This is a genomic window from Pseudomonas putida, assembly GCF_022627325.1.
GTDB lineage: Bacteria > Pseudomonadota > Gammaproteobacteria > Pseudomonadales > Pseudomonadaceae > Aquipseudomonas > Aquipseudomonas putida_X.
Genome location: NZ_JAETZZ010000001.1, coordinates 116,482 through 134,753 on the forward strand (window position 1 = coordinate 116,482; position 18,272 = coordinate 134,753).

19 protein-coding genes are annotated in these 18,272 nt (G+C 62.3%); 8 read left to right on the plus strand and 11 right to left on the minus strand.

The genetic code is table 11. The annotated features are described in order from the left end of the window. Positions 1–14 precede the first annotated feature (14 nt). Positions 15–2,171: a mechanosensitive ion channel family protein gene (locus JNA92_RS00555; RefSeq protein ID WP_241802824.1), complete on the minus strand. Its 2,157-nt coding sequence runs from the start codon at positions 2,169–2,171 to the stop codon at positions 15–17. 44 nt (positions 2,172–2,215) lie between these two features. Then, positions 2,216–2,383 carry a hypothetical protein gene (locus JNA92_RS00560; RefSeq protein WP_012313193.1) on the minus strand — a complete coding sequence of 56 codons (168 nt, stop codon included), beginning with the start codon at positions 2,381–2,383 and terminating at the stop codon, positions 2,216–2,218. A gap of 212 nt (positions 2,384–2,595) precedes the next feature. Between JNA92_RS00560 and JNA92_RS00565 the strand changes: the two genes are divergently transcribed. Together JNA92_RS00565 and JNA92_RS00570 are read left to right on the plus strand one after the other, a co-directional pair. Next, on the plus strand, positions 2,596–3,027 hold the full coding sequence (locus JNA92_RS00565; protein ID WP_241802826.1) for a hypothetical protein: 432 nt from the start codon (positions 2,596–2,598) through the stop codon (positions 3,025–3,027). Positions 3,028–3,079: 52 nt separating this feature from the next. Further along, positions 3,080–3,886 carry a hypothetical protein gene (locus tag JNA92_RS00570; protein ID WP_241802828.1) on the plus strand — a complete coding sequence of 269 codons (807 nt, stop codon included), beginning with the start codon at positions 3,080–3,082 and terminating at the stop codon, positions 3,884–3,886. Here the strand turns inward: JNA92_RS00570 and JNA92_RS00575 are convergent. The 5 genes from JNA92_RS00575 to minC all read right to left on the minus strand — a co-directional run bounded on the left by JNA92_RS00575 (position 3,862) and on the right by minC (position 8,071). Next, positions 3,862–5,151 carry a M18 family aminopeptidase gene (locus tag JNA92_RS00575; RefSeq protein ID WP_241802829.1) on the minus strand — a complete coding sequence of 430 codons (1,290 nt, stop codon included), beginning with the start codon at positions 5,149–5,151 and terminating at the stop codon, positions 3,862–3,864. The genes JNA92_RS00570 and JNA92_RS00575 overlap by 25 nt on opposite strands. A gap of 160 nt (positions 5,152–5,311) precedes the next feature. Then, positions 5,312–5,947: an RluA family pseudouridine synthase gene (locus JNA92_RS00580; RefSeq protein WP_241802831.1), complete on the minus strand. Its 636-nt coding sequence runs from the start codon at positions 5,945–5,947 to the stop codon at positions 5,312–5,314. 200 nt (positions 5,948–6,147) lie between these two features. Beyond that, positions 6,148–6,402, minus strand: a complete 255-nt coding sequence (gene minE, locus JNA92_RS00585; protein ID WP_241802832.1) for a cell division topological specificity factor MinE — start codon at positions 6,400–6,402, stop codon at positions 6,148–6,150. A gap of 3 nt (positions 6,403–6,405) precedes the next feature. Continuing rightward, positions 6,406–7,218, minus strand: a complete 813-nt coding sequence (gene minD / locus JNA92_RS00590; protein ID WP_012313198.1) for a septum site-determining protein MinD — start codon at positions 7,216–7,218, stop codon at positions 6,406–6,408. Between the two features lie 100 nt (positions 7,219–7,318). After that, positions 7,319–8,071 carry a septum site-determining protein MinC gene (minC, locus tag JNA92_RS00595; RefSeq protein WP_241802834.1) on the minus strand — a complete coding sequence of 251 codons (753 nt, stop codon included), beginning with the start codon at positions 8,069–8,071 and terminating at the stop codon, positions 7,319–7,321. A 111-nt stretch (positions 8,072–8,182) separates the two neighbouring features. On the opposite strand from minC, the gene JNA92_RS00600 reads away from it, so the two are divergent. Both JNA92_RS00600 and JNA92_RS00605 read left to right on the plus strand, forming a co-directional pair. Then, entirely contained in the window at positions 8,183–9,118 is a 936-nt protein-coding gene (locus tag JNA92_RS00600) for a lipid A biosynthesis lauroyl acyltransferase (protein WP_241802836.1), read from the plus strand. 66 nt (positions 9,119–9,184) lie between these two features. Next, positions 9,185–10,333, plus strand: a complete 1,149-nt coding sequence (locus JNA92_RS00605) for a patatin-like phospholipase family protein (RefSeq protein ID WP_241802843.1) — start codon at positions 9,185–9,187, stop codon at positions 10,331–10,333. Between the two features lie 56 nt (positions 10,334–10,389). Here the strand turns inward: JNA92_RS00605 and JNA92_RS00610 are convergent, their stop codons facing one another. Both JNA92_RS00610 and JNA92_RS00615 read right to left on the minus strand, forming a co-directional pair. Next, entirely contained in the window at positions 10,390–11,214 is an 825-nt protein-coding gene (locus tag JNA92_RS00610) for an MlaA family lipoprotein (protein WP_241802845.1), read from the minus strand. After that, positions 11,207–12,505 (minus strand): serine/threonine protein kinase, encoded by a 1,299-nt coding sequence (locus JNA92_RS00615; RefSeq protein WP_241802847.1) that lies wholly within the window; start codon positions 12,503–12,505, stop codon positions 11,207–11,209. The genes JNA92_RS00610 and JNA92_RS00615 overlap by 8 nt, the downstream gene beginning before the upstream one ends. Positions 12,506–12,700: 195 nt before the next feature. On the opposite strand from JNA92_RS00615, the gene JNA92_RS00620 reads away from it, so the two are divergent. Next, positions 12,701–13,069 (plus strand): hypothetical protein, encoded by a 369-nt coding sequence (locus JNA92_RS00620; protein ID WP_241802849.1) that lies wholly within the window; start codon positions 12,701–12,703, stop codon positions 13,067–13,069. 51 nt (positions 13,070–13,120) lie between these two features. On the opposite strand, the gene JNA92_RS00625 is transcribed toward JNA92_RS00620, so the two are convergent. Continuing rightward, positions 13,121–14,686: a beta (1-6) glucans synthase gene (locus JNA92_RS00625; protein WP_241802851.1), complete on the minus strand. Its 1,566-nt coding sequence runs from the start codon at positions 14,684–14,686 to the stop codon at positions 13,121–13,123. Between the two features lie 197 nt (positions 14,687–14,883). On the opposite strand from JNA92_RS00625, the gene JNA92_RS00630 reads away from it, so the two are divergent. From JNA92_RS00630 to JNA92_RS00640, 3 genes are all read left to right on the plus strand, one after another. Further along, positions 14,884–15,744: a glycine betaine ABC transporter substrate-binding protein gene (locus JNA92_RS00630; protein WP_241802853.1), complete on the plus strand. Its 861-nt coding sequence runs from the start codon at positions 14,884–14,886 to the stop codon at positions 15,742–15,744. A 164-nt stretch (positions 15,745–15,908) separates the two neighbouring features. Then, positions 15,909–16,220 carry a DUF485 domain-containing protein gene (locus JNA92_RS00635; protein ID WP_176517221.1) on the plus strand — a complete coding sequence of 104 codons (312 nt, stop codon included), beginning with the start codon at positions 15,909–15,911 and terminating at the stop codon, positions 16,218–16,220. Continuing rightward, positions 16,217–17,881, plus strand: a complete 1,665-nt coding sequence (locus JNA92_RS00640) for a cation acetate symporter (protein ID WP_241802854.1) — start codon at positions 16,217–16,219, stop codon at positions 17,879–17,881. The genes JNA92_RS00635 and JNA92_RS00640 overlap by 4 nt, the downstream gene beginning before the upstream one ends. 71 nt (positions 17,882–17,952) lie before the next feature. Here JNA92_RS00640 and JNA92_RS00645 read toward each other — a convergent pair whose 3' ends face one another. After that, positions 17,953–18,105 (minus strand): DUF3309 family protein, encoded by a 153-nt coding sequence (locus JNA92_RS00645; RefSeq protein WP_003252624.1) that lies wholly within the window; start codon positions 18,103–18,105, stop codon positions 17,953–17,955. Between the last annotated feature and the right edge of the window lie 167 nt (positions 18,106–18,272).

The window sequence follows — 18,272 nt, forward strand, 5'->3', positions numbered from 1 at the left end:
GGCCCGCGCAGGGGCTAACTGGCAGCGCCGCCGGCCTCTGCCATCGCGCCGCCGCCCGCCGTCACTACCTGCACCGACAAGCGTGGCGTCGCCAGGTCCAGCCCTGCGGCATCCAGCTGGCGCTTCAAGGCCAGGTTGAACGCCCGCGACACTTCCCATTGCTTGATGGGCGCGGTCTTGAAGCGCGCCCGCAGAATCGCCGACCCCGACTCGAAACTTTCCACCCCTTGCAGCTCCAGGGGTGACCAGATATTGCGGCGCATCAGTGGATCGTTGCGCAGTTTCTGCCCCACTTCGCGGATCAGCGTGATGGCCTGGTCGATGTTCATGTTGTGCGGGATGGCCACCCGGAAGATCGCGTAACCGAACTCGCGCGAGTAGTTCTTGATGCTCTTGATCTCGCTGAACGGGATGGTGTGCACGATGCCATCGATGTCACGCAGGCGCACGGTGCGGATGGTCAGGCCTTCGACGGTGCCCAGGTGGCCGCCCACATCGACATAGTCGTCGATGGCCAGGGAGTCTTCGATGATGATGAACAGCCCGGTGATCAGGTCGGCCACCAGCGACTGCGCGCCGAAACCGATCGCCAGGCCGATCACACCGGCACCGGCCAGCAGCGGCGTGACGTTCATGCCCATGTTGGCCAGGGCGACGATCAGCGCAATGATGAAGATCACCACGAACATCACGTTGCGGATCAGCGGCATCATGGTTTGCGCGCGGGCATTGGCCAGGCCACGACGCGAACCCACCAGCGCGTGGTGCACGGCCGTGTCGGCCAGGATCCACACCAGCCAGGCGACAATCAGCGTGCCGGCCAGGCCAAGCAGGCGCAGGCTGACTTCATGCCCCTCACCTTCGGCAAAGCTGATCATCGACTGGCCCCACACGCGCAGCCCCAGCTCGATGAACACCAGCCAGATGAACAGGTGCACCAGCACATACGCGAAGTTGCGCAGGCGCTCGGTGTACACCGCCTGACGCTTGCTGGCGCGCTTGGGGTTGGCCGCGTGGCGGCGTACCAGGCCGTTGAGCACCATGCACAGCACCACCAGTACCGTGCACATCAGTGACTGGCGCAGCGCAGTGCTGGTGTCGCCGGCCGACACGAAGGTGGCGAACAGCGAGATCGCCACCAGGATCATCGCCGGTATGTACCAGAAGCTGCCGAGGATTTCGATGGTGTCGCTCAGGGTGCGCCGGGTCAGGCGCCGCGACAGTGGCTGGTTACGGATCAGGTGGGCGATCGGGCGGCGGAAGCGCAGGATGAACAGCCCGGTGCACAGCGCGGCAATCACATTGGCCAGGGTGGCCAGGGTGTGCGCCAGGTGCGTGCCAAGGGCGACGGTCAGGCGTGGGTCGCTCATCGCTTCGCCAAAGGCGGCGAAGCTGCCGATCAGCCACAGCGGCCTGAAGGCCTGGTGGCGCAGGATGTGCAACGCGCGGTGGCGGTGCGGGCCGTCGAGCAACGAGAAGGCGATCACGCAGATGGCCGAGAAGCAGGTGCCCACCACCAGCGCATAGGCCAGCACCATGGCCATGGACTTGCCGAGCGAGGAGGGCAGGGCAAAGCTCAGGTACACCGTGAACACCAGCGCCACCAGCCAAGGCCCGAGCTTGCGCAGGGCGAAGCGCACCAGGTCCCAGGGGCGCGGGTGCTGTGGCAACTCCTCGGTCAGCCCGAAGCGCACGCGCACACGGTGGCTGATCCAGTTGAACGCATAGGCCAGCAGGCTCCACACGGCGATGATCGCGGCAAAGCCGAACAGGATCGCCGGCCATTGGTGCACGGGCACCACCAGTGCCGCCAGCTCCGCCTGGGCCTGGTCGATTTCCAGCGTCCAGCGGTGGAACGGGCTGGCGTCGCCGCTGAACTGCTTTTCGAAATCATGCAGCGCACCGCCTATCAGCCCCAGCACGCCCTGTTCGACGGTGGGTTGCGACTGCTTGGTGGCATCACGCAGCTTTTTCAGGTCGGCCAGCAGCTTGGCGCGTTGCTGGTCGTTCTCCAGGTTCTTGATCACCTCGTCCAGCGATTTGCCCAACGGCTCGGTGGCTTCCGGCTGGGCCGGCGCACTGGAACCAAGCAGGCCGGGCAGGCCGGCAGCCTGTACCGGGGAGATGAACAGAAACAGCAGCAGGGCAAGGCAACGCAGAAGGGCTGGCACCGGGAAATCTACCTCAGGTCAAACGATTGGCCGAGTGTAGAGGTTTATGTGGGGAGTTTCTCCAGGATCTTCCAGCAGGTGAGGCCGAAGATGCCCAAGGTGCCGATCCACATCATCAGCACACCGACGTCGCGCTCGCGCAGGCTGAAGCCGATGGTCAGCAGCATCAGGAAACCGAACACGGGGACGAACAGGGACAGGAAAGGGGACATGACGGGCGATCCTTCTGCACGTGTGAGGGGATGCTTTAAGCATAGTGGCTAGCTGGCGAAGCGGAATGACATGTATCACATAATGTTTAATCGGTGGGGTTGAAAGTTCATATTTCCTACGCATCTATCAGACCAGTTTCCTACACAGGAACGCATCCATTGGCCGATATAGGATTCACCACGGCGTGTGGGGATTTTTAGAAGGTTCTACGATGAGTGCACTATCAGTACGCAACAGTTTATCGGTGCTGGCGATGGCAGGGCTGAGCGTTACCGCCCATGCCGAGAATAACTTGGCAACGGTGATTGTCGATAATAAAACAAGTGCCCCAGCCAGTTACACTTATGAGCACATGTCAGGTACGTCACAGCCGGTGATGGGTGAAGTGAATGCCCGCCAGAATAGAGTGTTTTTAGTGACAAGCTTTGCTGATTCAATATCGGGCATGCGCTTTGTGTACGCGTCCGGCAGTAAAAAGTGTCGTTTCTCCGTATCGCATACTGCGCCTCCACCCAGCTATATACCCACCTGGAAAAAGGATGCTGTTTCGATCGGGCCCTCGCGCGCAACGTGTACGGTGAAGATGGAAAAGATAGGAACGCAAATGCCTTATCACTACACGGTGAGGTTCACTATTCAATGAACCTCGCGGGGCGCCAGTGAAGGTGCCCCTTAATGAGCACCGAGGAACGCCCATGAAAATTTTCAGCGTTAATGCCACACCTGTCGTGCGTCAGGAAAACGTTCAGCCACCGCCCACAAAGTCGGCGCAAGGTACTGCACAACCAGCGTGCAAGGTGAGTTTGTCCGATGAGGCCCTTAATGACGCCAGAAACAAGGACGAGGTTCGAGCACTTCATGCACGGATCTATGGAACACCGTCGCTCGGGGATCGAATCAGTTATAGCTATCGAACACGGGGAGAAGAAAAATTCATGAATGAGCCGCCTCCAGAAAATTACACGCCTGAACAGGCTGACCGCCATCGGCAAGCCCTGGATTATCTGGTAGGTATCGAAAAGCGCTCAGGGGTAGAGACTCAGTTTGAGGAAAACCCGTTTTGGGGGTTGGACCGCGCTCATCTAGTGGCTATCGAGCAGGATGAAAACAGTTATACCGAAGTGGAACGTTATGCGGCAGCCAGAGCAAAAACAACATTGGACAATATTTTCTTCACACGTCTCAGCGACCATGCCTGTAACACAGGCGACCTACGACCCGTGTTCAAGGGGTATCTTGAGTATCTGGATAACTTGACCGACGTCGAACGCCTTAATTTTCCAGCCGATGAACGTGAACGGGTAGCCGGCCGTTTGGCTCGTGCGCAAAGCGAATCTGGCAGCCTCCCCGAAGGCTTCTCCCTCTGGCAATACATGAACTGGGCCCCTGAAGGCCGCCTCGACCTCGACGCGCTGCTGAACCCCGCGCCTTCGTCGGCACCGCCCGCCGCCACTGAAGGGGCGGGCGATGCAGTAGGTCAGGGCAGTTCGCGGCTGCGGTAGAACGCGGTCAACACCTTCACCAGGTGCGCGAGGTCATGGCTACCGCACAGTTCACGGATCGAGTGCATGGCAAAGGTCGGCAGGCCGATGTCGACCGTGCGCACGCCAAGGTGGCTGGCGGTGATCGGGCCGATGGTCGAGCCGCAACCCATGTCGCTGCGCACCACGAAGCTTTGCACCGGTACTTCTTCGGCCATGCACAGGTGGCGGAAGAACCCGGCGGTTTCGCTGTTGGTGGCGTAGCGCTGGTTGTTGTTGACCTTGATCACCGGCCCTGCGTTGAGCTTGGGCCCGTGGTTGCCGTCATGCTTGTCGGCGTAGTTGGGGTGCACCCCGTGGGCATTGTCGGCCGAGACCATGAGCGAGCGCTGGATGGTGCGCACGTAGGTGTCGCCGTCCGGCAGCAGGCGCTGCAGGGTTTGCTCGAGCATCGGGCCGTCGGCGCCGCAGGCCGAACAACTGCCGACTTCTTCGTGGTCGTTGCACACCAGCACGCAGGTTTCGTCACTGTCAGCGGCCAGCAGCGCCTGCAGGCCGGCGTAGCACGACAGCAGGTTGTCCAGGCGTGCCCCGGCGATGAAGTCACCGTTCAGGCCGATCAATGCGGCGTCCTGGGTGTCGTAGAAGCTCAGCTCGTAGTCCAGTACCACATCGGCATTGAGCTGGTGCTCACGGGCCAACTGCTCGGTGAGCAGGGCGCGGAAGTCGATGCGCTCGTCGCCGGCCACCTGGGCCAGGATCGGCGGCAGTTCGTTCTGTGGGTTGATCTGCCAGCCTTCGTTGGCCGTGCGGTTGAGGTGGATTGCCAGGTTGGGAATGATGGCGATCGGCAGCTTGAAGTCGATCAGCTGGCTTTCGACCTTGCCATCACGCCGGAAGGTCACGCGCCCGGCCAGCGACAGGTCACGGTCGAACCACGGCGCCAGCAGGGCGCCGCCGTACACTTCCACACCCAGTTGCAGAAAACCTTGGCGCTGCAGCTCTGGCTGCGGCTTGACCCGCAGGCACGGGCTGTCGGTGTGCGCACCGACCATGCGAATGCCCCCGAGCAGCGGTGCTTGTTTGCCCAGGTTGATGGCGATTATCGAAGAATCGTTACGGGTGACGTAATAGCGGCCGCCAGGCACCGTGGCCCAACTGTCACGCTCGTCCAGGCGCTGGTAGCCGGCCGCTTCCAGGCGCAGGGCCAGGCTGGCGGTGGCGTGAAAGGGCGTAGGGGAGGCCTTGAGAAAATCAATCAGACCGGTGTTCAGTGCTTCACGCATAACTCACTCCAATTCGAGCTGCAAGCTTGAAGCCTCAAGCTTCAAGCTGCAAGCCGCAAGCCGCAAGCAAGAGCAGACCGCGGTGTAAGCTCCAACGCGATCTGCTTTCGCTTGAAGCTTGAAGCTTGAAGCTTGAAGCTTGCAGCTTGCAGCTTGCCGCTTAAAACGGCGCAGGACATTCGAACGTCAGTCGTTCGCCGGAAACGGGGTGGGTGAAGCTCAGCATTGCTGCATGCAGGCACAAGCGATCATGCGCCGCCAAGGCTTCGGGGTTGGCATACAAACGGTCACCGAGCAGCGGGTGCCCGATCGACAGCATGTGCACCCTCAACTGGTGCGAACGGCCGGTGATTGGCGTCAACTCCACCCGGCAGTGGTCGCCGCAACGCTCAAGGATGCGCCAGAAGGTCAGGGCGTGTTTGCCTTGCTCATGGTCCACCACATGGCGTGGCTTGGTGGGCGGGTCATAGCGCAGGGGCAGGTCGATGCTGCCGCTGTCCAGCACCGGCTGGCCCCAGCACAGCGCGGTGTAGGCCTTCTCCGTCTCGCGGTCGTGGAACTGGCGCGACAGCTCGCGGTGGCTGTCGGCATCGCGGGCCAGCAGAATGATGCCGGAGGTTTCCCAGTCCAGGCGGTGGACGATCAGCGCATCCGGGTAGCCGTTTTCCTGCAGGCGAGTGATCAGGCAATCCTTGTTGTCATCGGCGCGGCCTGGCACCGACAGCAGCAGGGTCGGCTTGTTGACCACCAGGATGGCGGCGTCTTCATGAAGGATCTGGACGTTCGACAGCGGCATTGCGGGTTCTCGGTCAAATCGGGGAAAACCATTGGGGCCGCGTTGCGGCCCATCGCCGGCAAGCCGGCTCCCACACGTACCGCGCAGGCCCCGTAGACGCCGGCAAACCGGGTTCCAGAGGCACAACGCAGACCCTGTGGGAGCCGGCTTGCCGGCGATGGGCTGCAACGCAGCCCCAATGATCGAGCCAGTTCGCTGTATCAGCGCTCAGGCAACGTGATGTTCAGCTCCAGAATCGAGCAACTGCCCTGGTTTTCCAGTTCGATGTGCACATCATCGCTGCCGATGTTCACATACTTGCGGATCACCTCGAGCAGCTCTTTTTGCAGCGCCGGCAAGTAGTCCGGTTCGCTGCGCTGGCCGCGCTCATGCGCCACGATGATCTGTAGACGCTCTTTCGCCACCGACGCACTGGTCTGTTTCTGTCTGCCACGAAAGAAGTCAAAAAGGTTCATGGTTTATTTGCTCCCGAAAATGCGCTCGAAGAATCCCTTCTTCTGTACATCGATGAAGCGCATCGGCTTCTCTTTGCCCAGCAGGCGGTCGACCGCATCGCTGTAGGCCTGGCCGGCATCGCTCTGATCATCGAGAATGACCGGGATACCTTGGTTGGACGCCTTGAGTACCGCCTGCGACTCGGGGATCACGCCCTTGAGCTTGATCGACAGAATCTCTTCCACGTCGGCCACGCTCAGCATTTCGCCCTTGACCACACGCTCCGGGTGGTAACGCGTGATCAGCAGGTGTTCCTTGATCGGCTCTTCCCCGTTTTCGGAGCGGCGCGACTTGCTCGACAGAATGCCCAGCATACGGTCGGAGTCACGTACCGAAGACACTTCAGGGTTGGTCACGACGATGGCTTCGTCGGCGAAGTACATGGCCAGGTGCGCGCCTTTCTCGATACCCGCCGGCGAGTCGCAGATCACGTACTCGAACTGTTCTTTGAGGTCCATCAGAACCTTTTCAACGCCTTCCTGGGTCAGCGCGTCCTTGTCGCGAGTCTGGCTGGCGGCCAGTACGTACAGGTTCTCCAGGCGCTTGTCCTTGATCAGGGCCTGCTGCAGGTTGGCTTCGCCGTTGACCACGTTGACGAAGTCGTAAACCACGCGGCGCTCGCAGCCCATGATCAGGTCGAGGTTACGCAGGCCCACGTCGAAGTCGACGATGACCGTCTTGTGGCCGCGCAGTGCGAGGCCGGTGCCGATGGCGGCGCTGGTGGTGGTCTTGCCCACACCCCCCTTGCCGGAAGTAACGACGAGAATCTTGGCCAAGGTGTTTCACCCCTAAATAAGTCGGGACAGGCGTCCCAGCAAAATGCAAAAAAACGGCAACAGGTAAAAAAGTTGCTCTAAAAATGACGGCAAGTATCCGTTAAAGACGGGTGATGTTCAACACGTCACCAGACAGGCTGACTTGCACGCCGCCGCCCCACAGCGGGTCGCGGCGCAGGTCCTCGCAGACCTTGTACTGGCCAGCGATGGAGACCATTTCGGCGGTCATCTGCTGGCAGAAGATACGGGCCTTGGTGTTACCTTTGATGCCGGCCAGGGCACGGCCGCGCATGGCGCCGTACACATGGATGTTGCCATCGGCGAGAAGTTCCGCACCCGGGCTTACCGACCCTGTGACCACCAGGTCGCCACCCTGAGCATAGATCTGCTGGCCGCCACGTACAGGCGAAGTGATGATCCGCGTCGGGCGGGTTTCCGGCTCTGCAGCGGGCGCCGGTGCCGGCTCGGGCTTTTTCACTTCCGGCTCTGGCTCCAGCGGACGCTCACGGGCGCCGGAGGGCGGCAGTACCGGCAGGTCGATGGCGATCGCCGCAGCGATGTCCTCGATGCGGCTGGCACGGATCGCCAAGGTCCGCAGACCGTGGTGACGGCAGATGCGCATCAGCCCGGGCAGGTCGATCGCCCCTTCGTCGGCTGGCAGCTTGTCCAGGGCCAGCACCAACGGCGTGTTGCTGAAGAAATTGGGGGCCTGGGCCACTTTCGCCGCCAACTGGCGGTCGAGGGCTTCAAGGTCGTTGCGCCCCAGCTCCAGCACAGTGATGGCGAGCATGCTGCCCTTGAGCTGGAACACGGAGGCGGTGTCGGGTGTGTGGTTTGGGCTCATGGTCTGCATAGACGGCTTGTTGCGGAAAAAGTGCCCTGACTTATAACGATAAGACCGGTTGGCCGCAACCAGCGCCGATCCGATGTAGAATGCTCGGCCTTTGACTTACCGGAAGCTTCAATGGAACGCCCGCGTTTTCGTCCCTATTTCCTTCACCCCAGGTTCTGGGGCCTGTGGCTGGGCCTGGGCCTGCTGTGGCTGGTGGTGCAGTTGCCCTACCGCGCCCTGCTGTGGCTCGGTGCTGCCCTGGGCGCGCTGATGTACCGGGTGGCCGGTGAGCGCCGACGCATCGCTGCACGCAACCTGGAACTGTGTTTCCCCGAGATGTCCGTCGACGAACGGCGCCGTTTGTTGAAGGCGAATTTCGCTTCCACCGGCATCGCCTTCTTCGAAATGGCCATGAGCTGGTGGTGGCCCAAGGCCAGGCTGGCGCGCCTGGCGCACATCGAGGGCCTCGAGCACCTGCAAGCCGCGCAACAGGCCGGGCAGGGCGCGATCCTCATGGCCGTGCACTTCACCACCCTGGAGATAGGCGCCGCCTTGCTCGGCCAGGTGCACACCATCGACGGCATGTACCGCGAGCATGGCAATGCGCTGTTCGACTTCATCCAGCGCAGCGGCCGTGAGCGCCACAACCTCGATTCGCTGGCCGTGGAGCGTGAAGACGTGCGCGGCATGCTCAAACTGCTGCGTGCCGGGCGCGCCATCTGGTATGCGCCCGACCAGGACTACGGCGCCAAGCAGAGCCTGTTCGTGCCGTTGTTCGGCATCCAGGCGGCAACGGTCACCGCCACCACCAAGTTTGCCCGCCTGGGCAAGGCGCAGGTCATTCCCTTCACCCAGAAGCGCCTGGAGGATGGCAGTGGCTATCGCCTGGTGATCCACCCGCCGCTGGAAGGCTTCCCCGGTGAAAGCGAAGAGGCCGATTGCCTGCGCATCAACCAGTGGATCGAAGGCGTGTTGCGCGAGTGCCCCGAGCAATACCTGTGGGCGCACCGGCGCTTCAAGTCGCGGCCTGAAGGTGCGCCGCGGCTGTATGACAAGAAAAAGCGCTGACCATGTGGCAGCCGGCTTGCCGGCGATGAGGCCAGCGCTGGCAGTCAAAGATCCTGGGAGCAAGACATGGCCCCACCCCCCACCACCGGCCTGATCCTCTCTGGCGGCGGCGCCCGCGCCGCCTACCAGGTCGGCGTTCTGGCCGGCATCGCCGAGCTGCTGCCTGCCGGCGCAGCCAACCCCTTCCCGGTGATCGTCGGCACCTCGGCTGGCGCCATCAATGCCGTGACCCTGGTCAGTGGCGCCATGCGCTTCAACGAGGCGGTACACAGGCTCACCGCCTTCTGGCAGAACCTGGGCAGCCACCTGGTGGTGCGCAGCGACTGGCCGGGTGTGATCCGCCAGGCCAGTCGCTTTGTCGGCCACAGCCTGCTGGGGCTGGGCGGCCAGGCACCGGTTGCGCTGCTCGACAGCAGCCCGCTGCGCGGCCTGTTGCAGGCGCACATCGACCTGGATGGCATCACCCATGCCCTGGCCAGCGAGCAGCTGCGCGCGATTGCGGTCACCGCATTCGGCTACGAGTCTGGCCAGGCGGTGACCTTCTACCAAGGCCGCGGCACCATCGACGCCTGGCTACGCCACCGCCGCCTCGGCGTGCCCACGCCGTTGACCGTTGACCACTTGCTGGCCAGCGCGGCTATCCCGCTGCTGTTCGCCCCGGTCCGGCTCGGTGACGAGTACTACGGCGACGGCGCGGTACGCCAGTCGGCGCCGATCAGCCCGGCGCTGCACCTGGGGGCCAGCCGCGTGCTGGTGGTCGGCGTCAGCGGCAACCCGCAACGGCCAGCACCGCCGTTGCCGCCCCAGCGCGTGTTCAGTGGGCACCAGCCAAGCCTGGCGCAGATCGCAGGGCATATGCTCAACAGCACGTTCATCGACAGCCTGGAAGGCGATATCGAGCTGTTGCAGCGCTTGAACCACCTGAGCCGCCTGCTGCCGGCCCACCTGGATGCGCGACGCCTGGGGCTGGCGCCGATCGAGGTGCTGGTGGTGGCGCCCAGCCAGCCGCTGGACGAAATCGCCGCGCGGCATCGGCGTGAGCTGCCGGCGGCGCTACGGGTGTTCCTGCGCGGCCCGGGGGCGACGCGGACCAGCGGGGCAGGGGTGTTGAGCTACCTGCTGTTCGAGGCCAGCTATTGCAGCGAGCTGATCGAGCTGGGGCGGCGGGATGCGCTGACCAAGCGGCGGGAGCTGGAGCAGTTTCTGGGGCTGTAATCGATGGGGCCGTCGTGCGGCCCATCGCGACACCAAGCCGCCTTTACGGCAGCGCGTTACTCGGCAATCTGCAGCTTGCGCGACTGGGTATACACATACCGGACCTTCTCATACTCGAAGGGCGAGTTGAGCTGGCCATAGCGGAATTTGGTGGTGTAGCGTTTGTCCACCGCGCGCAGCAGGAAGATTTCCGGATGATCGGTGCTCACCTCGGCCATGTTCAGGTAATTGATCGCCTGTTCGCCGGCGTAATCCACCACTACCCCGGTGGTATCGCGCAGGTTTGACGGCCCCAGTACCGGCAGCATGATGTAAGGGCCATCAGGCACGCCATAGAAGCCCAGCGTCTGGCCAAAATCCTCGCTCTGGCGCGGCAGGCCCATCTTGGTCGCCGGGTCCCAGAGGCCACCCACACCGATGATGGTATTGAACATCAGCCGTGCGGTGATCTCTGCCGAACGCTTGGCCTTGAGCTGCAGCACGCTGTTGAACAGGTTCGGCACATCGCCCAGGTTATTGAAGAAATTGCTCACCCCGGTGCGCAAGAACCGGGGCGTGACGTACTGGTAGCCGTCCACCAGCGGCAGCAGCACCCACTGGTCCAGGCGGTAGTTGAAGTGGTAGATGCGCCGGTTCAGCGACTCCAGCGGGTCGTATACGTTGAGCGCCGCCAAGGTGGAGCGTTCGAACTCGCGCTGGTCCAGGCCGGGGTTGAATTTCAGTTCGCGCAGCGGGTCGATGAACCCGTCCGCTTCGGGGGCCAAAGGTTGGGCGGTTACCTGAGGGTCGGACTCGATCACGCTGGTGCGCGGCGCGGTTTCCGCGGCCAGGGCATTGCCGGCAAACAGCAGGGCGGTGGCGAAGAGGAATTTGTTAACCACGGAAGAACTCCAGCATGGCGTCGCTGTTGACGCGGTAGTTGAGGTTGCCGCAATGGCCGCCATGGGGGTAAAGGGTCAGGCGATCACCGAACACCTTGCGCAGGAAACCGATATCGCCCGGGCCGAGGATGACATCGTCGGCATTGTGCATCACGGCGATTTTCGGGCTGTTGCGCAGGTAGTCCTCCAGCGCGTACAGGCTCACCTGGTTGACCAGTTGCAGGATGCTGTTGCCGTCGGTGCGGGCGCGCCACATCGGGATCACCTGCTCAGTCATGTAGCAGTCGAAGTCGCATTGCAGGGCACGCTTGAAGAACGGCGTAAGGCTGCTGCCTTCGGTGATCGGGTACTTCGGCGGGATGATCAGGCCGCGCCGGTTGATCAGGTCCGAAGTGAAGGCGATATCGGCCGCCGAGAAGCGGAATGAGGTGCCGATCAGCATCGCCATCTGTTCGTTGGACAGGTGCTGACGCGACTGCTGGAAGTCATACAACAGGGCTTCGTTGAGGTCGATGTAGCCCTTGTCCTGGAAATAGCGGGTGAGCTTTTCCAGCATCAGCTCATAGAACGTGGTGCTGCGGTCGATGCCTTTGACCTGGGTCTGCACCAGTTTGTCGAGGTTGTTGATCGAGGTGTACAGGTTGACCGGCGGGTTGAGCAGCAGCACACGCTTGAAGTTGAAGCTGCGACGGGTTTCATCCAGGTGGCTGACGAACGCTGCGTCCAGCGCGCCCAGGCTGTAACCTGTGAGGTAGTACTCGCTGATCGGCAGGCGCGGGTGCTGGGCACGTACGGCTTGCATCACCCGGTACATGTCTTCGGCGTCTTCCCGGCTGATGCCCGGGGTGGCGAAGCGCGAGGCGGCGCTCATGAAGTCGTAGCTGGTCGGCGACGACAGCTGAACCACGTGGTAACCGGCCTGGTAGAACAGTTTTTTCAGGTATTCGTTGATGGTGCTCGAATACGGCGCGCCGGTGCCGGCGATGATGAAGATCAGCGGCGCTTCATGGTCCTGGCGAGCCAGTCGGTACTTGAGCTTTTTCACTGCCCAGAAGTTGTCGGGCAGGGTGAACTCACGCTCCGGGCGCAAATTCAGGCTGTAGTCGCTCTGGTCGATCTCGTCGTCGCTGGGCAGCGTTGGTCGCTGATCGGGCGGCGTCGTGGCGATCGTCGCCTCGAACGGGTTGGTCAAGGGGAAGCCGTAGGTCGCGGCGTCGATGTCGCGCGCAGAAGCGGCCACAGCCATGAGCAGGCCGCCAAGAAGGGCGGCTAGGCGCCAATATCGAAGCATGTAATCCCCCAGAAAGAACGCGAGCAAGGTACTGCGCTACGCAGGCTAGGACCACAAGTGCCTTGGCAAAGTTGCCAAGTGCGGTGGCCTTTGGTGTGCTTGTTATCTGCAACATAGCTGCAGGAGTGTGATTTTGCCTTACAACGGGCGTTGGGCGATCATGCACCGTTTCGATTACTGCTATTGGAGAACAGGATGTCTCGTACCTTGCCGGCTGCGCTGCTGTTGCTGTTTCTCGCCTTGTGGCTGGCTGCCAGTTACGGCGTGCGTTACGGGTTGATGGAGGATGCGCAGTGGGTCGGCCTTTGCGCCGTACCCGGTGAGCACTGGCAGTGCCAGGTGCGCTCGGTGCTGGGGTTGGGGATTCACTTTCAGGTGATGGCCTGGGCCGGGCTTGGGCTGGCGTTGCTGGCGCAGGTGGTTGGCGGGCGCAACGGTTGGTGGCTGGCGGTATTGGCGCTGGTGTTCGGCATCCCGGCGCTGGTGCTGTATACCGCCAGCATTGCGGTGTTTGCTGTGGTGCTGGCGGGGTTACGGCTGGTCCGGCAAGCGCGGCGCGGCTGACTGCAATTGCTGTGTTGGCAACTGTCTTACCGGCTTGTCGGCGATGGAGGATCACGCCTTGCGCACGCGCAAACTCCGCCACAACGCCGCAGTCATCAGCACACTGACCACCGCCCAACCCCAGGCCTGCTGATTCTCCAGCCCTTCCCGGTACAGCTGAGGCATCACCCCGGCCCCGACGATGAATGCCAGCAGCGCCACCTCTGCCCGTGCCGCCACCACCGGGCGCAACAGGTAAACCACAGCCGGCAACGCCAGCGTCGCCGTGGGGAAACTGCGATAACGCGGGTCGAACACCATCGCCAGCATGCTCACTGCCGCCGCAAAGCCCGCCGCCAGCAATAGCCACCCTGCGCGCGCCTCGAACCAGGCGAACCAACGTTCCCGCCAGCCAGCCCGGCGCGCCAGCGCCAGCACCGCATGGGCCAGCACCAGCAGGTTCAGCCCCGCCAGCAACGCCGCCCACAGCCATTCCCCGGCAAACCGTGCGTGGGTGCGCATCAACTCGCCCCACAGCCCCAGGCAGCCAGCGCCAAACGCCGCCAGCAAGGGCAACAGCAAAGCCCCAGCCGCGGTGCCAGGGCGCCCGGCGAACAGCAGCATCGTTGCCATCAACACCACGCTTGCCAGCAACCATTGCGGCCAGTGGTGCAGGTTGCTCACCGGGCCCTCGAGTACCCCTTTGTCCTGCCGGTCGGCATCGTACAGCCCCCAGTAGCCGCCCACCGCGCCTTCACTGGCGCGCTTCCACGGCTGGTCGAAGGCTTCGATCAGGTTGTAGTGCCAGCCATTGGCCTCGGCCATGGCGACGAAACCGCGGATGAAGCGTGCCTCGTTGGCCCGGCTGGGCACAGCCGTCTCGCGCTGGCGGCCTTCGCTGGGCCAGCCGGTTTCGCCGATGAAGATATCCTTGGGCGCAAAGCGCGTACCGAACACCCGACGCACATCGGCGACATGCGCCAAGGCATCTTCGATACCACGCGGGTCGTCCTCCCAGTAGGGCAACAGGTGAATCGTCAAAAAGTCCACCGCTGGCGCCACCTGCGGGTGCTGCAGCCAGAACTCCCAGACATCGGCATAGGTCACCGGTACCTTGACCTGGCGCTTCACGTTGCCGATCAGCGCGGCCAGGCGCTCGCCGGTCACTTCCTTGCGCAGCAACGCCTCGTTGCCCACGATCACCGCACTGACCACATCCGGGTTGGCGTTGGCGGCGGCAATCAGCAGATCCACTTCCTTGTCGGTATCCACCGGGTTGCCATTGACCCAGGCCCCGAGCATCACCTTCAGGCCATGCTTGCGCGCCAGTGCCGGGATCGCTTCCAGTCCGGTCATGGAATAGGTGCGGATGCACTGAAATCGTTCAGCCAACAGCGCCAGGTCAGCGTCCATGCGCGCCGGGCGCAAGCGAAAAGGCTGGTCGAATGGCGACTGGTCCTTGTCGAACGGGGTGTAGGAGGCGCACTGCAATTTGTGCGTGGGGCTGGCCGCGTCCGGTAGCAGGATCGGCTTGCCGAGCGTGTACCAGAGCGCCCCAAGCCCTGAAAGGGCAAGCAGGCAGGCGAGCAGGTACAGCGGGAGCAGCAGGCGGGCAGGGCTGGGCATCAGGCGGTCCATCGTCAGGCGCAAAGCGTTAGATAGTAGCCCGGCGCCAAACCTTTGGCATGCAAGGATCGCGCAGAATGGCGCAGGCAGATGCCGCTAATGGCACAGTGCTGTCGCAAAGGGTTCGGTTGCAGGTCGCAGCTGGAGCAGGTTGGGCGCCCTAGCAGGACCATGATGCAATCTCCGAGACCTGACGAGGGGATGCTTTGATGGCAACTTTGAAAAAAATGCGACGACTCCTGGGGGCGGGCACCGCCCTGGTATTGGCCATGAGCGGTGCACAGGCCATGGCCAAAGAAGTGAGCATCGGTTACGTGGATGGCTGGGCCGACAGCGTGGCGACCACCAACGTGGCCGCCGAAGTGATCAAGCAGAAGCTCGGCTACGACGTGAAGCTGCAGGCCGTGGCCACCGGCATCATGTGGCAGGGTGTGGCCACCGGCAAACTCGACGCCATGCTCTCGGCCTGGCTGCCGGTAACCCATGGTGAGTACTGGACCAAGAACAAGGACAACGTGGTCGATTACGGCGCCAACTTCAAGGATGCCAAGATCGGCCTGATCGTGCCGGAGTACGTCAAGGCCAACAGCATCACCGACCTCAAGACCGATGAAAGCTTCAAGCAGAAGATCGTCGGCATCGACGCAGGCTCCGGGGTCATGCTCAAGACCGACCAGGCCATCAAGGACTACGACCTTACCGGCTACAAGCTGCAGGCAAGCTCCGGCGCGGCGATGACCGCAGAACTGGGCCGTGCCTACGCCAAGCAGCAGTCCATCGCCGTGACCGGCTGGGTGCCGCACTGGATGTTCGCCAAATGGAAGCTGAAGTTCCTTGAAGACCCCAAAGGCGTCTATGGCGCGGCCGAGACGGTCAACAGCATCGGCAGCAAAGAGTTGGCGACCAAAGCGCCAGAAGTGGCCGAGTTCCTGAAGAAGTTCAGCTGGAATTCCAAGGATGAGATTGGCGAGGTGATGCTGGCGATTCAGGAAGGTGCCAGGCCTGAAGCTGCGGCGAAAGATTGGGTAGCCAAGCACCCGGATCGTGTCCAGGAGTGGACGGGCAAATAACCGATCAGATTGTCCAGAACGGGGCCACACAGTGGCCCCGCTTTGTTACTGATTCTGCAAAACAGCATTGCATCTAAGACTAAGGTCGTCTGGTTGGCGTTCAAAGGCAGCATAAAGTGACGGTGTGGGTTCCATCCCCTATCTGTGCTGCTAGGACAAAAACAATGAACGACAGCATTTACCTCTCGATACAAAACAGCCCCCGTTTCAAGGAGCTGGTCAGCAAGCGCGAACGGTTCGCCTGGGTTCTCTCGGCGATCATGCTCGGCCTGTACTGCGCCTTCATCCTCCTGATCGCCTACGGTCCTCATCTGCTGGGCGCCAAGCTCAGCCCTGAGTCGTCGATTACCTGGGGCATCCCCCTGGGCGTCGGCCTGATCGTTTCGGCATTCGTCCTGACCGCCATCTACGTGCGCCGCGCCAACGGCGAATTCGATGAGCTGAACAAGGCCATCCTCAAGGAGGCGCAACAATGATTCGCCACACCAAAGCCTTGGCCGTACTGGCCTGCGGCGTTTTCGCACCCGCCGTGTGGGCAGCCGATGCCCTGACCGGCGAGGTGCAGAAACAGCCGCTGAACGTCGCAGCGATCGCCATGTTCGTGGCCTTCGTCGCCTTTACCTTGGGCATCACCTACTGGGCCTCCAAGCGTAACAAGTCGGCAGCCGACTACTACGCTGCCGGCGGCAAGATCACCGGCTTTCAGAACGGTCTGGCGATTGCCGGCGACTACATGTCGGCAGCGTCGTTCCTGGGTATTTCCGCGCTGGTGTTCACCTCCGGCTACGACGGCCTGATCTACTCGATCGGCTTCCTGGTCGGCTGGCCGATCATTCTGTTCCTGATCGCCGAGCGCCTGCGCAACCTGGGCAAATACACCTTTGCCGACGTAGCGTCCTACCGCCTGGGGCAAAAGGAAATCCGTACCCTGTCGGCCTCCGGTTCACTGGTGGTGGTGGCCTTCTACCTGATCGCGCAGATGGTCGGCGCCGGCAAGCTCATCGAGCTGCTGTTCGGCCTGGACTACCATGTCGCGGTGATCCTGGTGGGTATCCTGATGTGCCTGTACGTACTGTTCGGCGGCATGCTGGCCACCACCTGGGTACAGATCATCAAGGCCGTACTGCTGCTGTCCGGTGCCAGCTTCATGGCACTGATGGTGATGAAGCACGTGGGCTTCGACTTCAACACCCTGTTCTCCGAAGCGATCAAGGTGCACAGCAAGGGCGAGGCGATCATGAGCCCGGGCGGCCTGGTCAAGGACCCGATCTCGGCGTTCTCGCTGGGCCTGGCGCTGATGTTCGGTACTGCCGGCCTGCCGCATATCCTGATGCGCTTCTTCACCGTCAGTGACGCCAAGGAAGCCCGCAAGAGCGTGCTCTACGCCACCGGCTTCATCGGCTACTTCTACATCCTGACCTTCATCATCGGCTTTGGCGCGATCCTGCTGGTCAGCACCAACCCGGACTTCAAGGACGCCGCCGGCGCCCTGCTGGGCGGCAACAACATGGCGGCGGTGCACCTGGCCGATGCCGTGGGTGGCAGTATCTTCCTGGGCTTCATCTCGGCGGTAGCGTTCGCCACCATCCTGGCGGTGGTTGCCGGCTTGACCCTGGCCGGTGCCTCGGCGGTGTCCCATGACCTGTACGCCAGCGTATGGCGCAAGGGCAAGGCCAACGACAAGGACGAGATCCGTGTGTCGAAGATCACCACCATCGCCCTTGGCGTGCTGGCGATCGGCCTGGGCATTCTGTTCGAGAAGCAGAACATCGCCTTCATGGTCGGCCTGGCGTTCTCCATTGCCGCCAGCTGCAACTTCCCAGTCCTGCTGCTTTCGATGTACTGGAAAAAGCTGACCACCCGCGGCGCCATGATCGGCGGCTGGCTGGGCCTGGTGAGTGCAGTGACGCTGATGATCCTTGGCCCGACCATCTGGGTGCAGATCCTCGGCCACGAGAAGCCTATCTACCCGTATGAGTACCCGGCGCTGTTCTCGATGCTGATTGCCTTCGTCGGTATCTGGTTCTTCTCGGTCACCGACAAGTCCAAGGCAGCTGAAAGCGAACGTGCACTGTTCTTCCCGCAGTTCGTCCGCTCGCAGACTGGCCTGGGGGCTTCGGGCGCCGTGTCGCACTGATTGACGCGCAATGAAAAACCGCGCTGCGGCTGATGCCGTAGCGCGGTTTTTTTTTGCAGCGCCTGACAGCGCTAGATCATCCCAAGCAACAACAACACCAGCAGTATCACCAGCACCACGCCAATGATGCCGGACGGGCCATAGCCCCAGCTGCGCGAGTGCGGGAAGACCGGTAAGCCACCAATCAACAGCAGGATGAGGATGATGATGAGGATCGTGGTCATGACGGAGTCCTTGCGTGGTTAGGGGTCAAGGGCCTCGAGTAGCTGGCCTCTTGTTAATTCGGACCGGCGCCGCTTGGCAAAGATTCCATTTGCTTGGCACGACCGTAGGGGCATGCCCACCCATTCACTACCCTGATGGACCCTCCCTGACGGCAACGCCTTGATTA